Raw genomic sequence first — 15,911 nt, forward strand, 5'->3', positions numbered from 1 at the left:
TTAAAACCGCATGAATATGATGAAAAAGAAAATAGGGATTCTGGCACTGTTTGCTTTGCTCTGCGTATTTGGAGCAAAAGCACAGTTGACCACATCCATGAAACTAAATGAAGTATTGGTAGTCAACGAAGACAATTTTGTCGACGACTACGGGAAACGTCATCCCTGGATTGAATTGTTTAACAATTCGGCCGGAACTGTAGACTTAAGAGGATGTTATCTGACCAACGACAAGAACAATCCTAAAAAGTATATGATTCCGAAAGGAGACGTATTGACCAAAGTTCCTCCACGACAGCACATTCTTTTCTGGGCTGACAATGAGCCTTCACGTGGTACATTCCACACGAACTTCACATTGGAACCGGACAAAGATAATTATATCGCCTTATACGATTCCGACGGAACAACTTTGATTGATGAAATTACTATTCCAGCCGGACAAAAGGCCGACATAAGCTATGGTTTGACTCTAGATGGCGGCGACACATGGGCTGTTTTACCCAAAGTCACTCCCAGTACGAACAACATAACATTGGACTCGAACGAAAAACTGGAAAATTTCCAACGGAACGACTCATTGGGTATCGGTATGACAATCACAGCCATGGCAGTTGTATTCCTCGGATTGTTGATTCTGTTTTTGGTGTTCAAACAAATCGGTAAATGGGCAATTGCCGCCAGCAAACGCAATGCAGCCAAATCCGGAGAAGTTTCAACTGTTGAAGTCTCCGGCGAAGTATATGCAGCTATTGCCACCGCTCTTTATGAATTCGGCGAAGATACCCATGACGTGGAAAACACAGTTCTTACTATCCAGAAAGTAAAACGCAACTATTCACCATGGAGTTCCAAGATCTATTCTTTGCGTGAAGAGCCCAGAAGAAAGTAATTATCTATTAAAAGTAAATTCAGAATGAAAAGTTTTAAATATACTATTAACGGCAATATATACAAAGTACACATTAACTCGGTTGTCGATGATATTGCCGAAGTAGAAGTTAACGGTACACCTTATAAGGTAAAAATGGAAAAACCTGCCAAAAAGCAGATGGTGACAATCAAACGTGCAGCGCAGGCTCCGACAACAGCTTCCGGAGATCCCGTGGTTTCACGTCCGGCAACATCGTCTTCTCCCGGCGCAGTTAAATCTCCACTCCCAGGTGTTATTCTAAGTGTTGACTGTAAAGTTGGTGACACTGTCAAAAGAGGACAAAAAATCTTAGTGCTGGAAGCCATGAAAATGGAAAACAACATTAACGCTGACCGCGATGGAAAGATTACCGAGATAAAAGTAAACAAAGGAGACTCTGTACTGGAAGGTGCCGATCTCGTAGTAATAGGATAAGACTATGCAAGAAAGTTTCTTACAGTTCTTGATGGAGAATATACAAATATTCCTATCATACACAGGATTTGCAAATGCGACTTCAGGACATTTTGTTATGCTCCTCGTAGGTCTGATTTTCATTTTCCTGGCTATTAAATATGAATTCGAACCGATGCTTCTTATCCCTATCGGCTTCGGTATCCTGATCGGTAACATTCCGTTCAAAGATGCAGGTCTTCAGTTAGGTATTTATGAAGAAGGTTCAGTATTGAACATACTCTACCAAGGAGTAAAACAGGGATGGTATCCTCCGTTGATCTTCCTGGGGATCGGAGCCATGACCGACTTTTCGGCGTTGATCTCTAACCCCAAACTGATGTTGATCGGTGCAGCAGCACAGTTCGGTATTTTCGGAGCATATACCATTGCTTTACAAATGGGATTCGATCCGGCACAAGCTGGTGCAATCGGTATCATCGGTGGTGCCGATGGTCCGACCGCAATCTTTTTGTCATCCAAACTAGCCCCCAACCTAATGGGTGCGATCGCGGTATCCGCCTACTCATACATGGCGTTGGTACCTATTATCCAGCCACCGTTTATGCGCTTACTTACCACAAAGAAAGAACGTCTGATCCGTATGAAACCGCCAAGAGCCGTTTCGCAGACGGAAAAGATTATTTTCCCGATCGTAGGTTTGTTGTTGACAGCATTCCTCGTACCATCAGGGTTGCCCCTGTTGGGTATGCTGTTCTTCGGTAACCTGATAAAAGAAAGCGGTGTAACACGCCGTCTGGCAGAAACTGCCCGTGGCCCGCTGATCGACGTGATCACAATCCTGTTAGGTATTACGGTAGGTGCTTCTACACAGGCTACACAGTTCTTGACATTGAACTCTATCAAGATCTTCGGTCTGGGTGCATTGTCGTTCGTTATCGCAACTTGTGCCGGAGTTTTATTCGTAAAGTTCTTCAACTTGTTCCTGAAGGAAGGTAATAAAATCAACCCATTAATCGGTAACGCCGGTGTATCTGCCGTACCCGATGCAGCACGTATTTCACAGAACGTAGGTTTGGAATACGATCCGAGCAACTATCTGTTGATGCACGCTATGGGGCCGAACGTAGCAGGTGTAATCGGTTCTGCTGTAGCAGCCGGTATCCTGTTAGGATTCTTAGGATAATAAAACAAGTGACAGTTGATAGATGGTAAGTGACAGATAAATAGAATCTTTTCTAAATCTGTCAACTGTCACTTATCAACTGTCAACTTTTTATACATTCTGCTCAATCTCCATCGGAGCTGTTTCCGGATTAGTTACTTCTTCCAATGTCGTCCCCACAAACAACCATACCATCAAAAGGACAATCGCAATAATAACCCCGATGATCAACCATAGATTTTTCTTTTTCATACCTTCGTAATTCTGATTCTGTTTTATATGAGCATAAAACAACAGAAACAAGTCTTTGGTTTAAAAAGATCTATGAGTAAAATACGAAACCTACTACCATACTATCATAGTTGACAAATATTCATCCGATTACAAATAATTTAGCAGCATACTCTCATATGCAATTCATATAATAATAGACTGTAAAACACAAAGCTGGAATACTTCCGCAAACATTGTTTTATTTGCCGGAATAAACTAACTTTGTCTCTATATCTTAAAAAGCATCCAACATGAGCCAAGTAAAAGGAATACCATACGGAATATCTGATTTCAAACGGTTGAGAAACGAAAACTTTTATTACGTAGACAAGACGATGTATCTGCCGCTGATCGAAAAGATGCCCAGCTACTTGTTTCTTATCCGTCCCAGACGATTCGGAAAAAGTCTGTTCCTTAGCTTGATGCGTACATATTATGATATATTGCAAAAGGATAACTTCGAAAAGTATTTCGGCGATTTATGGATCGGCAGCCACCCGACTGACCAGCGTAACCGCTTTCAAGTGCTTTACTTCGATTTCTCAAAAGCCGGTTGTTCGCAACCGGGAACCGATATGATGACCAGCTTCAACAACTATTGCAGTCTGATCATCAATCAGTTCGCACATGAATATGCGTCCTATTACGATGCCGATTATAAAGCTACAATCGAAAATATAGCAAGTGCCAAAGCAAAACTGTCGTACATCGAGATAAAAGCAAAAGAAAAAGGGTATCCGCTTTATCTTATCGTAGACGAATATGACAACTTCACAAATGTCATACTGAGTGAACACGGGCAGAAAATGTTTCACGACCTGACACATGCCAGCGGTTTCTACCGGGAATACTTTAAACAGTTCAAAGGAATGTTCGACCGGATTTTCCTGATGGGGGTCAGTCCTATCACTTTGGATGATTTATCGAGCGGTTATAACATCGACTGGAATATCTCGACCGACGAAACTTTTAACGCAATGATGGGATTCGATGAAACAGATGTTCGTGAAATGTTTCATTATTACCGGCAAAACGATATGCTGACAGGAGACATAGATACAATGATCACAGAAATGAAGCCGTGGTATAATAATTATTGTTTCGCACGAATGGCATTGGATAGCGACCGGGTGTTCAATTGTGACATGACACTTTATTATCTGAATTATCAGATACAGAAACATCGCGCCCCCGAAGATATGGTCGATAAAAACATTCGTACGGATTACAGCAAACTCAAAATGCTTGCCCGTATCGACCATGACTGTTCACAGGAAGGAAGCCGCATGAGCACTATTGAAGAGATTGCAGCTAAAGGGGAAATACTGGTCGACCTACACACCTCCTTTCCGGCAGAAAAAGTAACGGATATCGATAATTTCAGAAGCCTGCTTTATTATTACGGTCTGCTCACGATGTGTGGCACACATGGCAACCGATTAAAAATGTGTATCCCCAATAATTGCGTACGTGAACAATACTTTGGTTTCCTGCGCGATTATTATCAACAGTTTCATACAATAAACCTTTCTCACCTGAAAGATTTAATAGACGACCTCGCCTACGACGGCCAATGGAAACCGTTTTTCGAATCCATCGCCCTCGCCTATCGTGAGAATTCTTCCGTACGTGATGCTATGGAAGGAGAAAGGAATCTGCAAGGTTTCCTGAAGGCATATCTGGCACTCGCTTCTTATTACCTGGTAGAACCGGAACTGGAAATGAATTACGGTTACTGCGATTTCTTTTTATTACCCGACAAAAAACGGTATCCCGATATCGGACACAGCTACATACTGGAATTAAAATATGCCGCACGCACGGCAACCGATGCCGAACTCGAAACGCAAGCAGAAGAAGGACGCCGCCAACTATTACAATACAGTAAAGACAAAATCGCTTTACAATTGGCCAAAGACACAACGCTCCATTTGATACTGCTTCAATTCCGGGGTTGGGATTTGATTAAGTGCGAAGAAATAGCTTCCAGCTAACAATCTTCACCGGATGATAGCTTTCAAAACGCTATCATCCCAACACCTTATTCTTAGCGATTGTTGCCTGAAATTCTTTCAGGTAAAACGGCTCGAAATAAGCGACATCCTCAAACTTGTTTCCGGCAAATGCTTTTTCAGACAAGGTTACCATATTAACAGCCAACGGGTGGATGTTATCGATAAAGAGAGCATTCGGAGAAGTAATCACCTCCCGGCATTTGGCGGCACCGTTCCCAAAGAAACAAACTTTCCCTTTTTCCAGCCAGGAAGCATAAGTTTCTGCATCTACAATATCAGCAGACGTTTCGCGAACCGTCTTCAAATTAACATCATAGATAGCTGCATACACCTCCATCCGACGGGCATCGAGCATGGCGCAATACAAACAGTCGGATGCATTATTTTGCTGTCCCAATGCGGCAACAGCCAACACTTCCAGCGTAGGGATACTGATCAGAGGTATGCCGTAACCGAAACACAAACCTTTGGCTACCGATACGCCGATACGCAATCCGGTATAAGATCCCGGACCACTGCTGACTGCTACTGCATCCAGCTTCAATCCTTTTTCTTTGGTTACTGCAATAGCCTCTTCCACATAAACACCCAGCAAGGCGGCATGCGACGGACCTTCAAATGAACTCTTTTCAAAAAGCACCTCACCATCAGCCGATAAAGCGACGGAACACACCGAGGTCGATGTTTCAATATTTAAAATACAAGACATAATAGTTGACAGTTGACGGTTGACAAGTGACAGATATTTTTCAATAGAACTCCGCTGTTCATCAACCGGATTAATTGGTCGCAAAAGTACAAAAACGTCTTTATACGAATGAGAAAATAACGAACTTTTTATACATAGAGCCAAATAATTGTCAACCGTCAACTGTCAACTGTCAACTGAATAAGCTATCTTTGCACAAATTTTTAGAACAATGATACAATCAATGACTGGATTCGGTAAGGTTACAGCCGAACTTCCTTCAAAAAAGGTAACCGTAGAAATAAAAGCACTCAACAGCAAACAACTGGATTTATCAACCCGCATCCCTTCTATCTACAAAGACAAGGAAATGCAAATCCGTAGCCAGCTGCTTCAGTCGCTTGAACGGGGTAAGGTCGATTTCAGCATTTATATCGAATATATAGGAAAAGATACTCCTACTCAGATCAACCTTACCGCTTTTGAAAGTTATTACAGCCAGATCAAGGATATAGCAGAAAAACTGAATATTGCACTTCCGGCTGACTGGTTCCAGACATTACTAAAAATGCCGGACGTTATCAAATCTGAAATTGTAGAAGTAGACGAAAGCGAATGGGAAGTTGTCTTCAAGGCGGTAAAAGAGGCTATCAAACATCTTTGTGACTTCCGTATCCAGGAAGGAGCCATGCTGCAAAAGCTATTTGAAGACAAAATCGGTAATATCGCCCGCCTGCTGACCGAAGTGGAAGAATATGAAGGCGAACGCATCGAAAAGATCAAAGGCCGTATCATGGACAACCTCGAAAAGGTAGCCAACCAGGATTACGACAAGAACCGCTTCGAGCAGGAAATGATCTATTACATCGAAAAACTGGATGTGAACGAAGAAAAGAACCGTCTCGACAACCATCTGAAATATTTTATCAGTACGATGAAAGACGGACACGGACAGGGAAAGAAGCTCGGTTTCATCGCTCAGGAAATGGGACGCGAAATCAACACGCTCGGTTCGAAAAGCAACCATGCGGAAATGCAGAAAATTGTTGTTCAGATGAAAGACGAACTGGAACAAATCAAGGAACAGGTACTAAACGTATTATAATATGGCTGGTAAATTAATTATATTCTCCGCCCCGTCAGGCTCAGGTAAATCAACCATCATCAATCATCTGTTAAAACAGAACCTGAACCTGCATTTCTCTATCTCGGCAACAAGCCGTGCACCGCGCGGAACAGAACAGAACGGTGTGGAATATTATTTCCTGACTCCCGACGAATTCCGGGCCCGTATCGCTGCCGGTGATTTTCTGGAATATGAGGAAGTATATACCGATAAATACTACGGCACATTGAAAAGTGAAGTGGAACGCCAACTGAACGAAGGCAACAACGTCATATTCGATGTGGACGTTGTCGGCGGATGCAACATCAAAAAGTTTTATGGTGACCGTGCTCTTTCAGTATTCATCCAGCCGCCCAGCATCGCCCATCTGCGTGAACGTCTGGAAGGTCGTGGAACGGATGCTCCCGAAGTGATCGACAGCCGTATCGCAAAAGCGGAATTCGAACTGGGATTTATTCCTCATTTCGATGTCTGCATCGTAAACGACGACCTTGCGACAGCACAGGCCGAAGCAGTGGAAGTAATAAAGGATTTTCTGTCTAAAGAATGAATAACAACAGACAATTATCACGTAAATGGGGATATATTTTCGTACTGACCGGAATCGCGGCATTGGGAACCTGCATTGCAGGCCTCATTTATAAAGAATATCTCATTGCATTTGCAACCGGACTCGTATTCGGCGTACAGGCATTCAACTTTATAATGTGGAAGAAACAACGGTAAAGGAAAACAACAAACTGAAAACCGGAATCTTTTCCGGTTCTTTCAACCCGGTTCACATCGGTCATTTGGCCCTGGCCAACTGGCTGTGTGAGTTTGCGGGGTTGGACGAACTCTGGTTTGTTATCACGCCTCATAACCCGCTGAAGAAACGCGACGACCTGATGGATGACCGGCTCCGGCTCGAACTGGTCGAAGCTGCCATTGCCGGATATACCAAATTCCGTGCCAGCGATATCGAGTTTACGCTCCCCCAACCGACTTACACGATCGACACCTTACGTATCCTCGACCGTACATATCCCGACCGCGAATTTCATTTTATAATGGGGGCCGACAACTGGTCGTTAATCAATCGCTGGAAAGAATCGGAAACGTTAATCACCAACTATCCTATCCTGATTTATCCACGCAAAGGATACGAAATCAACATTCCCGGCAACCTTCCCGACATCCGTAAAGTTGATGCCCCGCTGATGGAAATATCCTCCACATTTATACGCGAATCACTGAAAGCCGGCAAAGATGTACGCTTCTTCTTGCCGGAAGCAATACGTAACCATAAGTGCTTTTCTAATATATAATTAAGTAAACTACTACTCACTTTTATCCAATAAGTGAGAAAAGTTTTGTACTTTTGCACCGTATTATACAAAATAATAGCGTAATGAATCTATTAGAACTGAGTGAACAGGAAATCATAAGACGCAATAGCATGGAGCAATTGCGCCAAATGGGGATAGAACCGTATCCCGCTGCTGAGTACGTAACAAACGCATATTCCAATGAAATAAAGGCATCTTTTAAAGACGATGCAGAACCTCGTCCTGTAACTATTGCAGGCCGTATCATGAGCCGCCGTATTATGGGTAAGGCTTCATTCATGGAGTTGCAGGATTCGGAAGGCAGAATACAGGTATATATTTCCCGTGATGATATCTGCCCGGGTGAAGACAAAGATTTATATAACGTCGTTTTCAAGAAGCTGCTCGATATCGGAGACATTGTAGGAATCAAAGGTTTTGTATTCCGTACGCAAATGGGTGAAATCTCCGTCCATGCACAGGAATTAACGGTATTATCCAAATCACTCAGACCGCTGCCTATCGTTAAATACAAAGACGGCGTAGCTTATGACGGATTTAACGATCCCGAACTGCGTTACCGTCAGCGTTACATCGACCTGATCGTAAACGATGGCGTAAAGGATATTTTCATGAAACGTGCAAAAGTGATCAAAACAATGCGCGCCGTACTCGACGAAGCCGGATATACGGAAGTAGAAACTCCGATCCTTCAGTCTATCGCCGGTGGTGCAAGTGCACGTCCGTTTATCACGCATCATAACTCATTAGATATTGACCTTTATCTGCGTATCGCTACCGAACTGTATCTGAAAAGACTGATCGTCGGCGGTTTCGAAGGGGTTTACGAAATCGGGAAAAACTTCCGTAACGAAGGTATGGACCGGACGCACAACCCGGAATTTACCTGCATGGAATTGTATGTCCAATATAAGGATTACAACTGGATGATGAGTTTCACGGAGCAACTGCTGGAAAAAATATGTATGGCTGTCAACGGTACATGCGAAACCGTTGTCGACGGCAAGACCATCAGCTTCAAGGCTCCTTTCCGTCGCTTACCTATCCTGGAAGCCATTAAGGAAAAGACCGGCTACGACCTGGAAGGCAAGAACGAAGATGAAATCCGTTCAATTTGTAAAGAATTGAAGATGGAGATCGACGAAACAATGGGTAAAGGCAAGTTGATCGATGAAATCTTCGGAGAATTCTGTGAAGGTACATTTATCCAACCGACATTCATTATCGACTATCCGGTTGAAATGAGCCCGCTGACCAAAATGCACCGCAGCAAACCGGGATTGACTGAACGTTTCGAATTGATGGTGAACGGAAAAGAGCTGGCAAACGCTTACAGCGAGCTGAACGACCCGATCGACCAGGAAGAACGTTTCAAGGATCAGTTGAAGTTGAGCGAAAAAGGGGACGACGAAGCGATGTTCATCGACCAGGACTTCTTGCGCGCACTGCAATTCGGTATGCCTCCTACATCCGGTATCGGTATCGGTATCGACCGTTTGGTCATGTTGATGACCGGCCAGACTACTATTCAGGAAGTATTGTTCTTCCCGCAGATGCGTCCGGAAAAAACAGTAAAGAAAGATGCTGTCGATAAATACGTAGCATTAGGTATCGATGAAGCCTGGATTCCGGCATTACAGAAAGCCGGTTATCTGACTGTCGACACGCTGAAAGAGGTGAACCCTAACAAGCTGCGCCAGGAACTTTGTGAGATGAACAAGAAGTATAAGCTGGAACTGCAAAATCCTGCGGCCGAAGAAGTGGAAGCATGGATTGCCAACGCAGCCAAATAAAAGGGAATGCTATGAAATTACCCGGTAAAATTGCAATAATGGGAGGTGGTAGCTGGGCTACCGCCTTAGCCAAGATTGTACTTTCTACACAGGATAGTATTAACTGGTATATGCGCCGGCAGGACCAGGTTGACGACTTTTTAAAGACAGGACATAACCCCAGTTATCTGTCTGCCGTAAAGTTCGATACGGACAAAATAAAATTCTACACGGATATAAACGATGCGATTAGCGATTCCGATACGCTAATCTTTGCGACTCCATCTCCGTTCCTGAAACAACATTTAATGAAGGTGACGACCCCGCTGAATGACAAATTCATCATCTCGGCCATCAAGGGGATTGTACCGGACGAGAACATGCTGATTGCCGACTATTTCACGGAATATTATAATGTTCCTATGGAAAACATCGCAGTAATCGGCGGTCCGTGTCATGCGGAAGAGATTGCGCTCGAACGTCTTTCCTATATTACATTAGCCTGTTCCAATATCGATAATGCACGTGCCGTCGCCCATGTATTCCAGAATCAATATCTGAACAACTATTGTTGTAAAGATGTTAGAGGAATAGAATATGCTTCTGTTTTAAAGAATGTATATGCGATTGTTGCCGGTATCTGTCACGGGATGAAATATGGAGACAACTTCCTGGCAGTATTTATCTGTAATGCAATCGAAGAAATGCGTAATTTCCTCAATTCCGTACACAGCCTGGAACGCGACGTAACCGACTCTGTTTATCTGGGAGACCTGCTGGTGACAGCTTATTCCCGTTTCAGCCGTAACCGTACGTTCGGGACGATGATTGGAAAAGGATATTCCGTCAAGATTGCCCAACTGGAAATGGAAATGATTGCCGAAGGATATTACGGAACCAAATGTATCCACGAGATAAATGAAAAGTATAAGGTAAACATGCCGATTCTGGACGCCTTATACGATATATTATATGAAAGAAAATCGCCGACTACCGTTATACGGCAGTTGACAGAAACATTTAAGTAGGTATGAAAAACATCAGTATTAACATTGACAAAGCACTGGGCGCTGTTACAAAAGAACAGGTTTACGCACAGGAAGCCAAGGCAAACGAATGTATTGCCACTTTACATAACGGAAACGGAGCTGGTAACGATTTTCTGGGTTGGTTACATCTCCCCTCTTCTATCACGGATGCCGAATTAACAGACATCGAGAACACGGCCAACGTGCTTCGTTCTAAATGTGAAGTTGTCGTTGCCATCGGTATCGGCGGAAGCTATCTCGGCACAAAAGCCGTTGTCGAAGCATTGAACAACAGCTTCGACTGGTTGCAGTCTGACCGTAAGAACCCGGTTGTTCTCTATGCCGGACAGAATATCGGTGAAGATTATCTGTATGAACTGTGTGAAATACTGAAAGGTAAACAATTCGGTCTGATTAACATATCCAAATCGGGAACAACAACAGAGCCTGCCCTGGCATTCCGTATGCTGAAGAAGCAACTGGAAGATGCAGTCGGCAAGGAAGAAGCAAAACATCGTATTGTTGCCATTACTGATGCCAAAAGAGGTGCCCTTCGCACATTGGCAGACCAGGAAGGTTACAAGACATTTATCATTCCTGATAATGTAGGCGGACGTTTCTCCGTACTGACTCCGGTCGGTTTGCTGCCTATTGCAGTGGCAGGTATCAGTATCCGCGACCTGGTTGCCGGTGCCGTATCTATGGAGAAGGCTACAGGTATTGAAATTCCTTTCAATGAAAACCTGTCGGCTATCTATGCAGCAACCCGCAACGAATTATATAAGAGCGGCAAGAAGATTGAAATCCTTGCCAACTTCCATCCGAAACTTCATTACATCGGCGAATGGTGGAAACAGCTGTACGGCGAAAGCGAAGGTAAAGACGGAAAAGGTATTTTCCCGGCTTCTGTCGACCTGACAACCGACCTTCACTCAATGGGCCAATGGATTCAGGAAGGCGAACGCATCATCTTCGAAACAGTCATCTCTGTTGAAACTCCTTCACACAAAGTTGAAGTCCCGACAGACGAAGCCAACCTGGACGGTCTGAACTTCCTTGCCGGAAAACGTGTAGACGAAGTAAATAAGATGGCAGAACTGGGTACTCAGCTGGCACACGTAGACGGTGGTGTTCCAAACATCAAAATCACGATGCCGGAAGTAAATGCTTATTACATCGGCCAGTTGTTCTACTTCTTCGAGAAAGCCTGTGGAATCAGTGGTTATATGCTGGGCGTTAATCCGTTCGACCAACCGGGTGTCGAAGCATACAAAAAGAACATGTTCGCGCTGCTGAACAAGCCGGGATATGAAAAGGAAAGCGAAGCAATCCGCAAAAAACTATAATAGTTGACAGATAACAGTTGACAGTTATTTCGGCTTTCAGCCGAGTGGTTTCGCGAAGCCTAACTGTCAACTGTCAACTGATTTTACATTCTATACCGTATCCCCGCCATTGCCGTTCCCATGTGGCCGAAGCCGACTTCTACAAAACCTGCAATCTGGCGTCCTAATTCGATACCGATAGGAGAAACCTGATACATAAAAAATGCCTTAACCTTTGTTTCTTCATCCGGTTTGTTCTCGTCGTTTATAAAAGAGGCTTTAGCTGTTGCAATGGCTACACCTGCATTCAAACGGGAATATAATGTAATAAAGTTATAATTATACCAGTTATACTTAAATGAGGGACAGATGGAATGAAAAGAACTTACGAAATCGCCGACAATCTTCTCATTGGCAATAATACGCTTATCGCTGTTTGTATAAGAATAAACCAACCCGATTCCCCATTCTTCATCCGGATAAAAGATATAACTGATATTCAATGCACCAAACTTACCTTTATCATCATATAAATTGACCGATTCGGCAGAAGGGTCAAAGTAATTCTCATAATGATGCAACAGGTCAGCTGCCGGAAGACCACCATAACTCAAAGAAACTTCATGCTGCAAGTCGGTCCAGTCCTGGGCCTTGCTCTGAAAGCAGACAACGAACAGCATCATCGCTAATACTAGTAAAATCTTCTTCATACTCATCAGTTTTTATTGTTATTACCATACCCAGTTTTACGGGTTGTTCACATCAAAGATAGGAAATAAGTATAAGAAATTTCGTAACTTTGCAAAGATTATTAAGGATATAAATAAAATGATACAAGAAGCTATCAACCGCTATCTGCTTAGGACTAAGCAAAACTCTCTTTCTCCCAAAGCTGTACTTTTCGATATGGATGGTGTCTTATACGACTCCATGCGTTTTCATGCCCGTGCCTGGAACGAAACAGCGATACATCATCAGCTCCAGGCTAAAGAGGAAGACTTTTACATGTTTGAAGGCCGTACCGGTGACAGTACGATCAACGAATTGTACCAACGTACCTTTCAGCGTGATGCGACCGATGAGGAAAAACGGGAACTATATGAAGAGAAAGCAACACTTTTCAATAAATATAATGATGGTAAAGCAATGACAGGCGCCGCAGAAGTACTGGCTGCCGTTAAAGCGACCGGACTACAAACATTAGTCGTGACCGGCTCCGGCCAGCACAGCCTGATTAACAAGTTAGAACATACCTATCCCGGCTGTTTTACCCGCGAAAAGATGGTTACGGCTTTTGACGTAAAATACGGCAAACCTCATCCCGAACCTTATCTGATGGGCTTGCAAAAAGCCGGAGTCCGTGCCAACGAAGCATTTGTCGTAGAAAACGCCCCGATGGGTGTCGAAGCCGGTGTTGCAGCAGGCATCTTCACGATTGCAGTCAATACCGGTCCCCTCCCCGACAAGGTGTTATTGGATGCAGGCGCCGATTTACTATATCCGGATATGGCAAGCCTGGCAAAAGACTGGGATAATATTATGAGGTGTATAGGATAGATTCTATTTCCATATAAAAAATAAAGCGATACCTACAGAAAACCGTAAGTATCGCTTTTGCTATGAATAATTATCTTATAATCGTTTACTTTACATACTCCGCCTTGTTCAGGAAGTCGAAACTTTCTTTACAGCTGGCTACAGGATCATTGTTTGTATATTGTTCCACTTCAACGTACCAGTCTCTTACATTGTTTGCATACATCTGGTCGAAGATCGGTTTGAAGTCAATCTTACCGCTGGCACCGATTTCCATGTCATCCTTAATATGGATTGTCTTGAACTGGCTCGGACGGGATTTTAGATAGGCAACAGGATCTGCACCACCTTCTTTTACCCAATAAACGTCCATCTGGAAGAATACGTGATTCGGACTTACGTTATCCAACAGGAAGTCGTAAATCAACTTATCGTCGATTTTACGGAATTCGAAAGCATGGTTATGATAACCGAATGCGATACTGGCAGCGGCAGTCTTATAACCAACCGTATTGAAATAATCGCAATACATCTTCAAGTCATCCAAAGTAGTCTGATCGTTTACCGGCATCCAGGGCTGAACCATATATTTAACCCCTAATTCGTTGTGAGCGGCAATCGCCTTATCCCACCAACTCATTACTTCCGCTTCCTTTTCTTTAGTAAACTCCTGTCCCAGATGGGCGCTGGTACATTTCATACCCAGGTCGTTACACATTTTCTTAAATTCAGCAGGAGCTAAACCATAAATTTTACCATTGTCATAACCGGCTGTTTCCAGATTGGTATATCCTATTTTAGACGCTGTTTCCAACACCTTTTGAATGCCTTCATCTTTTACAAGGTCTCTCAAAGAATATAACTGTAAACCGATATGTTTCTTTTCGGCACAAGAAGATAACAACTGAGGTGCAACTAAACCTCCTGCAAGCAACATTGAGGCTTGCTTTAAAAAGTCACGTCTGTTCTGCATAGTACTAAAAATTAAGTTTGATTGAGAATTTGTACAAAAGTAAGACTATATTCGATGGATTCTAACATTATTTCGTTAAAATCAATGAAAAGATAAATTACTTTTGCCTTAACATTCGCTGCATCTTCATGTATCGATATTGTTTTATTATCAATTTTCGGCTACGCATAATCTGATACCTGTAAATAGCACAGGCTGTAATAAAATAGATACCGGCCTGTATCCAAAGCGTATGGTATTCGTGAGCCACTTCATTCAAGGAGGCTCCTGCCGTATTGATACGGATAAATCCCTGTATTCCCGATGTGGAGGGGAACAGATAACCGACCGCTTTCCAGAACGGAGGTATTGCCTCTTTAGGCCAGGACACGCCGGAGATAAACAACAGAATGACCGAAGTAAAGACAAAGACCAGCATCGGCGACTCACGGCTTGTCATAAAACCGGACAAAGTCATCGACAAAAAGATGGACGCGAACAGATAAGGCAGAACAAACAACATAACAGTCCACGGCTCTCCCACCTGCGGCAATGAAAATAATTTCGGAACCACCCCTAATGCCCAGATACAAACGACTATATATAACAATATATAAGTAAGCGACTTGCCGAACACGATACGCAACGTTCCATTAAAATGACGGCTTACCGGAACCAAACTGTGGAAACGGTTCTTTTCGCGTGCCGTTCCTCCCAACATACCGATACCCAGAATAAGCGTCTGCTGGATAACCAGAATAAGGATAGCCGGCACAAGGAAGCTGGCAAACCCGTTCTGCGAATTGAACAAGGCTACCGATTCATACGGAATAGGATTGATCGTTATCTTTTCCTGTTCTATCGTCGACGACGGATTATTCTGCGCCCGCAGTTCTTTTCCTATCTCGAGCGAAACTTCAGTCGTTGCCAACAAGAAGGCTTTATAAAACAACAAAGCACTCATATCACAATAAAGCGAAACTGTCGCCTGCTTTCCTTTATGTATATTTTTGCTGAACTCACTGGGGAAATACAGGATTCCGTATGCTTCTTTCGCATCCATCATCCGTTTTGCCTCTTCCATATCCGAACAGACGGCAACAACCTTTACATCTGCCGTTGCATCTACTTTACGGATATATTCGCGACTCAGATAAGAATCCGACTGGTCCACCACCACCATCTTGGCATTGTGAACCACCTCATTGTTATAGATAAACGCATACAAAAGCGGATAGATGAATGGGACCAGAAAGAAAAAGATCATGACTCCCGAATCCTTGAAGACGTTCTTCAATTCATCCTTCCAGATAAAAAAGGTATCCAGTATACCTTCTTTGATTATATATCGTAAACGATGTTCTCTTTTCATTACT

General features: G+C 43.3%; 17 protein-coding genes. 12 read left to right on the forward strand and 5 right to left on the reverse strand.

The window, feature by feature from the left end; all coding sequences use genetic code 11:
• Positions 1-16: 16 nt before the first annotated feature.
• The 3 genes from DXA15_RS08650 to DXA15_RS08660 are packed head-to-tail and all read left to right on the forward strand — an operon-like array spanning position 17 to position 2,513.
• Positions 17-892, forward strand: coding sequence for an OadG family transporter subunit (locus DXA15_RS08650; RefSeq protein WP_010800118.1), 876 nt, complete (start codon positions 17-19; stop codon positions 890-892).
• Positions 893-916: 24 nt separating this feature from the next.
• Positions 917-1,348, forward strand: coding sequence for a biotin/lipoyl-containing protein (locus DXA15_RS08655; protein WP_010800119.1), 432 nt, complete (start codon positions 917-919; stop codon positions 1,346-1,348).
• Positions 1,349-1,352: 4 nt separating this feature from the next.
• On the forward strand, positions 1,353-2,513 hold the full coding sequence (locus tag DXA15_RS08660; protein ID WP_007657774.1) for a sodium ion-translocating decarboxylase subunit beta: 1,161 nt from the start codon (positions 1,353-1,355) through the stop codon (positions 2,511-2,513).
• 90 nt (positions 2,514-2,603) lie between these two features.
• Here the strand turns inward: DXA15_RS08660 and DXA15_RS25480 are convergent, their stop codons facing one another.
• On the reverse strand, positions 2,604-2,744 hold the full coding sequence (locus tag DXA15_RS25480; protein WP_167754494.1) for a hypothetical protein: 141 nt from the start codon (positions 2,742-2,744) through the stop codon (positions 2,604-2,606).
• Between the two features lie 272 nt (positions 2,745-3,016).
• Here DXA15_RS25480 and DXA15_RS08665 point away from each other — a divergent pair, with 272 nt between their 5' ends.
• Positions 3,017-4,759, forward strand: a complete 1,743-nt coding sequence (locus DXA15_RS08665) for an ATP-binding protein (RefSeq protein WP_128133776.1) — start codon at positions 3,017-3,019, stop codon at positions 4,757-4,759.
• A gap of 34 nt (positions 4,760-4,793) precedes the next feature.
• Here DXA15_RS08665 and tsaB read toward each other — a convergent pair whose 3' ends face one another.
• A complete protein-coding gene (tsaB, locus tag DXA15_RS08670; RefSeq protein WP_199676269.1) occupies positions 4,794-5,489 on the reverse strand; it encodes a tRNA (adenosine(37)-N6)-threonylcarbamoyltransferase complex dimerization subunit type 1 TsaB in 696 nt (231 codons plus the stop codon).
• 211 nt (positions 5,490-5,700) lie between these two features.
• Here tsaB and DXA15_RS08675 point away from each other — a divergent pair, with 211 nt between their 5' ends.
• From DXA15_RS08675 to DXA15_RS08705, 7 genes are all read left to right on the forward strand, one after another.
• The gene (locus DXA15_RS08675; protein ID WP_128133778.1) at positions 5,701-6,573 is read left to right on the forward strand and encodes a YicC/YloC family endoribonuclease; all 873 of its coding nucleotides are present in this window, start codon (positions 5,701-5,703) and stop codon (positions 6,571-6,573) included.
• Position 6,574: 1 nt separating this feature from the next.
• The gene (gene gmk, locus DXA15_RS08680) at positions 6,575-7,144 is read left to right on the forward strand and encodes a guanylate kinase (protein ID WP_007657745.1); all 570 of its coding nucleotides are present in this window, start codon (positions 6,575-6,577) and stop codon (positions 7,142-7,144) included.
• On the forward strand, positions 7,141-7,320 hold the full coding sequence (locus DXA15_RS08685; RefSeq protein ID WP_128133779.1) for a hypothetical protein: 180 nt from the start codon (positions 7,141-7,143) through the stop codon (positions 7,318-7,320). Before gmk ends, DXA15_RS08685 begins: the two co-directional genes overlap by 4 nt.
• A complete protein-coding gene (gene nadD / locus DXA15_RS08690) occupies positions 7,302-7,901 on the forward strand; it encodes a nicotinate (nicotinamide) nucleotide adenylyltransferase (protein WP_128133780.1) in 600 nt (199 codons plus the stop codon). The genes DXA15_RS08685 and nadD overlap by 19 nt, the downstream gene beginning before the upstream one ends.
• Positions 7,902-7,984: 83 nt before the next feature.
• Positions 7,985-9,715: a lysine--tRNA ligase gene (gene lysS / locus DXA15_RS08695; RefSeq protein WP_128133781.1), complete on the forward strand. Its 1,731-nt coding sequence runs from the start codon at positions 7,985-7,987 to the stop codon at positions 9,713-9,715.
• Positions 9,716-9,726: 11 nt separating this feature from the next.
• Positions 9,727-10,722: an NAD(P)H-dependent glycerol-3-phosphate dehydrogenase gene (locus tag DXA15_RS08700; protein WP_007657739.1), complete on the forward strand. Its 996-nt coding sequence runs from the start codon at positions 9,727-9,729 to the stop codon at positions 10,720-10,722.
• A gap of 2 nt (positions 10,723-10,724) precedes the next feature.
• On the forward strand, positions 10,725-12,068 hold the full coding sequence (locus tag DXA15_RS08705) for a glucose-6-phosphate isomerase (RefSeq protein ID WP_007657737.1): 1,344 nt from the start codon (positions 10,725-10,727) through the stop codon (positions 12,066-12,068).
• Between the two features lie 83 nt (positions 12,069-12,151).
• Here DXA15_RS08705 and DXA15_RS08710 read toward each other — a convergent pair whose 3' ends face one another.
• The gene (locus DXA15_RS08710) at positions 12,152-12,757 is read right to left on the reverse strand and encodes a hypothetical protein (protein WP_128133782.1); all 606 of its coding nucleotides are present in this window, start codon (positions 12,755-12,757) and stop codon (positions 12,152-12,154) included.
• 118 nt (positions 12,758-12,875) lie between these two features.
• On the opposite strand from DXA15_RS08710, the gene DXA15_RS08715 reads away from it, so the two are divergent.
• Entirely contained in the window at positions 12,876-13,604 is a 729-nt protein-coding gene (locus DXA15_RS08715; protein ID WP_128133783.1) for an HAD-IA family hydrolase, read from the forward strand.
• An 85-nt stretch (positions 13,605-13,689) separates the two neighbouring features.
• On the opposite strand, the gene DXA15_RS08720 is transcribed toward DXA15_RS08715, so the two are convergent.
• Positions 13,690-14,556 carry a sugar phosphate isomerase/epimerase gene (locus DXA15_RS08720; RefSeq protein ID WP_128133784.1) on the reverse strand — a complete coding sequence of 289 codons (867 nt, stop codon included), beginning with the start codon at positions 14,554-14,556 and terminating at the stop codon, positions 13,690-13,692.
• Positions 14,557-14,653: 97 nt separating this feature from the next.
• Positions 14,654-15,907 (reverse strand): ABC transporter permease, encoded by a 1,254-nt coding sequence (locus DXA15_RS08725; protein ID WP_128133785.1) that lies wholly within the window; start codon positions 15,905-15,907, stop codon positions 14,654-14,656.
• Positions 15,908-15,911: the final 4 nt, after the last annotated feature.

The sequence above is a fragment of the Parabacteroides sp. AM58-2XD genome, from assembly GCF_003463685.1.
GTDB lineage: Bacteria > Bacteroidota > Bacteroidia > Bacteroidales > Tannerellaceae > Parabacteroides > Parabacteroides segnis.

What these genes read in the sequence shown, in the direction of transcription:
- DXA15_RS08725 (WP_128133785.1), bottom strand. Translation starts at nt 15,907, where the DNA reads ATGAAAAGAGAACATCGTTTACGATATATAATCAAAGAAGGTATACTG.
- DXA15_RS08675 (WP_128133778.1), top strand. Translation starts at nt 5,701, where the DNA reads ATGATACAATCAATGACTGGATTCGGTAAGGTTACAGCCGAACTTCCT.
- DXA15_RS08720 (WP_128133784.1), bottom strand. Translation starts at nt 14,556, where the DNA reads ATGCAGAACAGACGTGACTTTTTAAAGCAAGCCTCAATGTTGCTTGCA.
- DXA15_RS08700 (WP_007657739.1), top strand. Translation starts at nt 9,727, where the DNA reads ATGAAATTACCCGGTAAAATTGCAATAATGGGAGGTGGTAGCTGGGCT.
- DXA15_RS08710 (WP_128133782.1), bottom strand. Translation starts at nt 12,757, where the DNA reads ATGAAGAAGATTTTACTAGTATTAGCGATGATGCTGTTCGTTGTCTGC.
- DXA15_RS08705 (WP_007657737.1), top strand. Translation starts at nt 10,725, where the DNA reads ATGAAAAACATCAGTATTAACATTGACAAAGCACTGGGCGCTGTTACA.
- gmk (WP_007657745.1), top strand. Translation starts at nt 6,575, where the DNA reads ATGGCTGGTAAATTAATTATATTCTCCGCCCCGTCAGGCTCAGGTAAA.
- DXA15_RS08650 (WP_010800118.1), top strand. Translation starts at nt 17, where the DNA reads ATGATGAAAAAGAAAATAGGGATTCTGGCACTGTTTGCTTTGCTCTGC.
- DXA15_RS08660 (WP_007657774.1), top strand. Translation starts at nt 1,353, where the DNA reads ATGCAAGAAAGTTTCTTACAGTTCTTGATGGAGAATATACAAATATTC.
- DXA15_RS08655 (WP_010800119.1), top strand. Translation starts at nt 917, where the DNA reads ATGAAAAGTTTTAAATATACTATTAACGGCAATATATACAAAGTACAC.
- DXA15_RS25480 (WP_167754494.1), bottom strand. Translation starts at nt 2,744, where the DNA reads ATGAAAAAGAAAAATCTATGGTTGATCATCGGGGTTATTATTGCGATT.
- DXA15_RS08665 (WP_128133776.1), top strand. Translation starts at nt 3,017, where the DNA reads ATGAGCCAAGTAAAAGGAATACCATACGGAATATCTGATTTCAAACGG.
- DXA15_RS08715 (WP_128133783.1), top strand. Translation starts at nt 12,876, where the DNA reads ATGATACAAGAAGCTATCAACCGCTATCTGCTTAGGACTAAGCAAAAC.
- tsaB (WP_199676269.1), bottom strand. Translation starts at nt 5,489, where the DNA reads ATGTCTTGTATTTTAAATATTGAAACATCGACCTCGGTGTGTTCCGTC.
- lysS (WP_128133781.1), top strand. Translation starts at nt 7,985, where the DNA reads ATGAATCTATTAGAACTGAGTGAACAGGAAATCATAAGACGCAATAGC.
- DXA15_RS08685 (WP_128133779.1), top strand. Translation starts at nt 7,141, where the DNA reads ATGAATAACAACAGACAATTATCACGTAAATGGGGATATATTTTCGTA.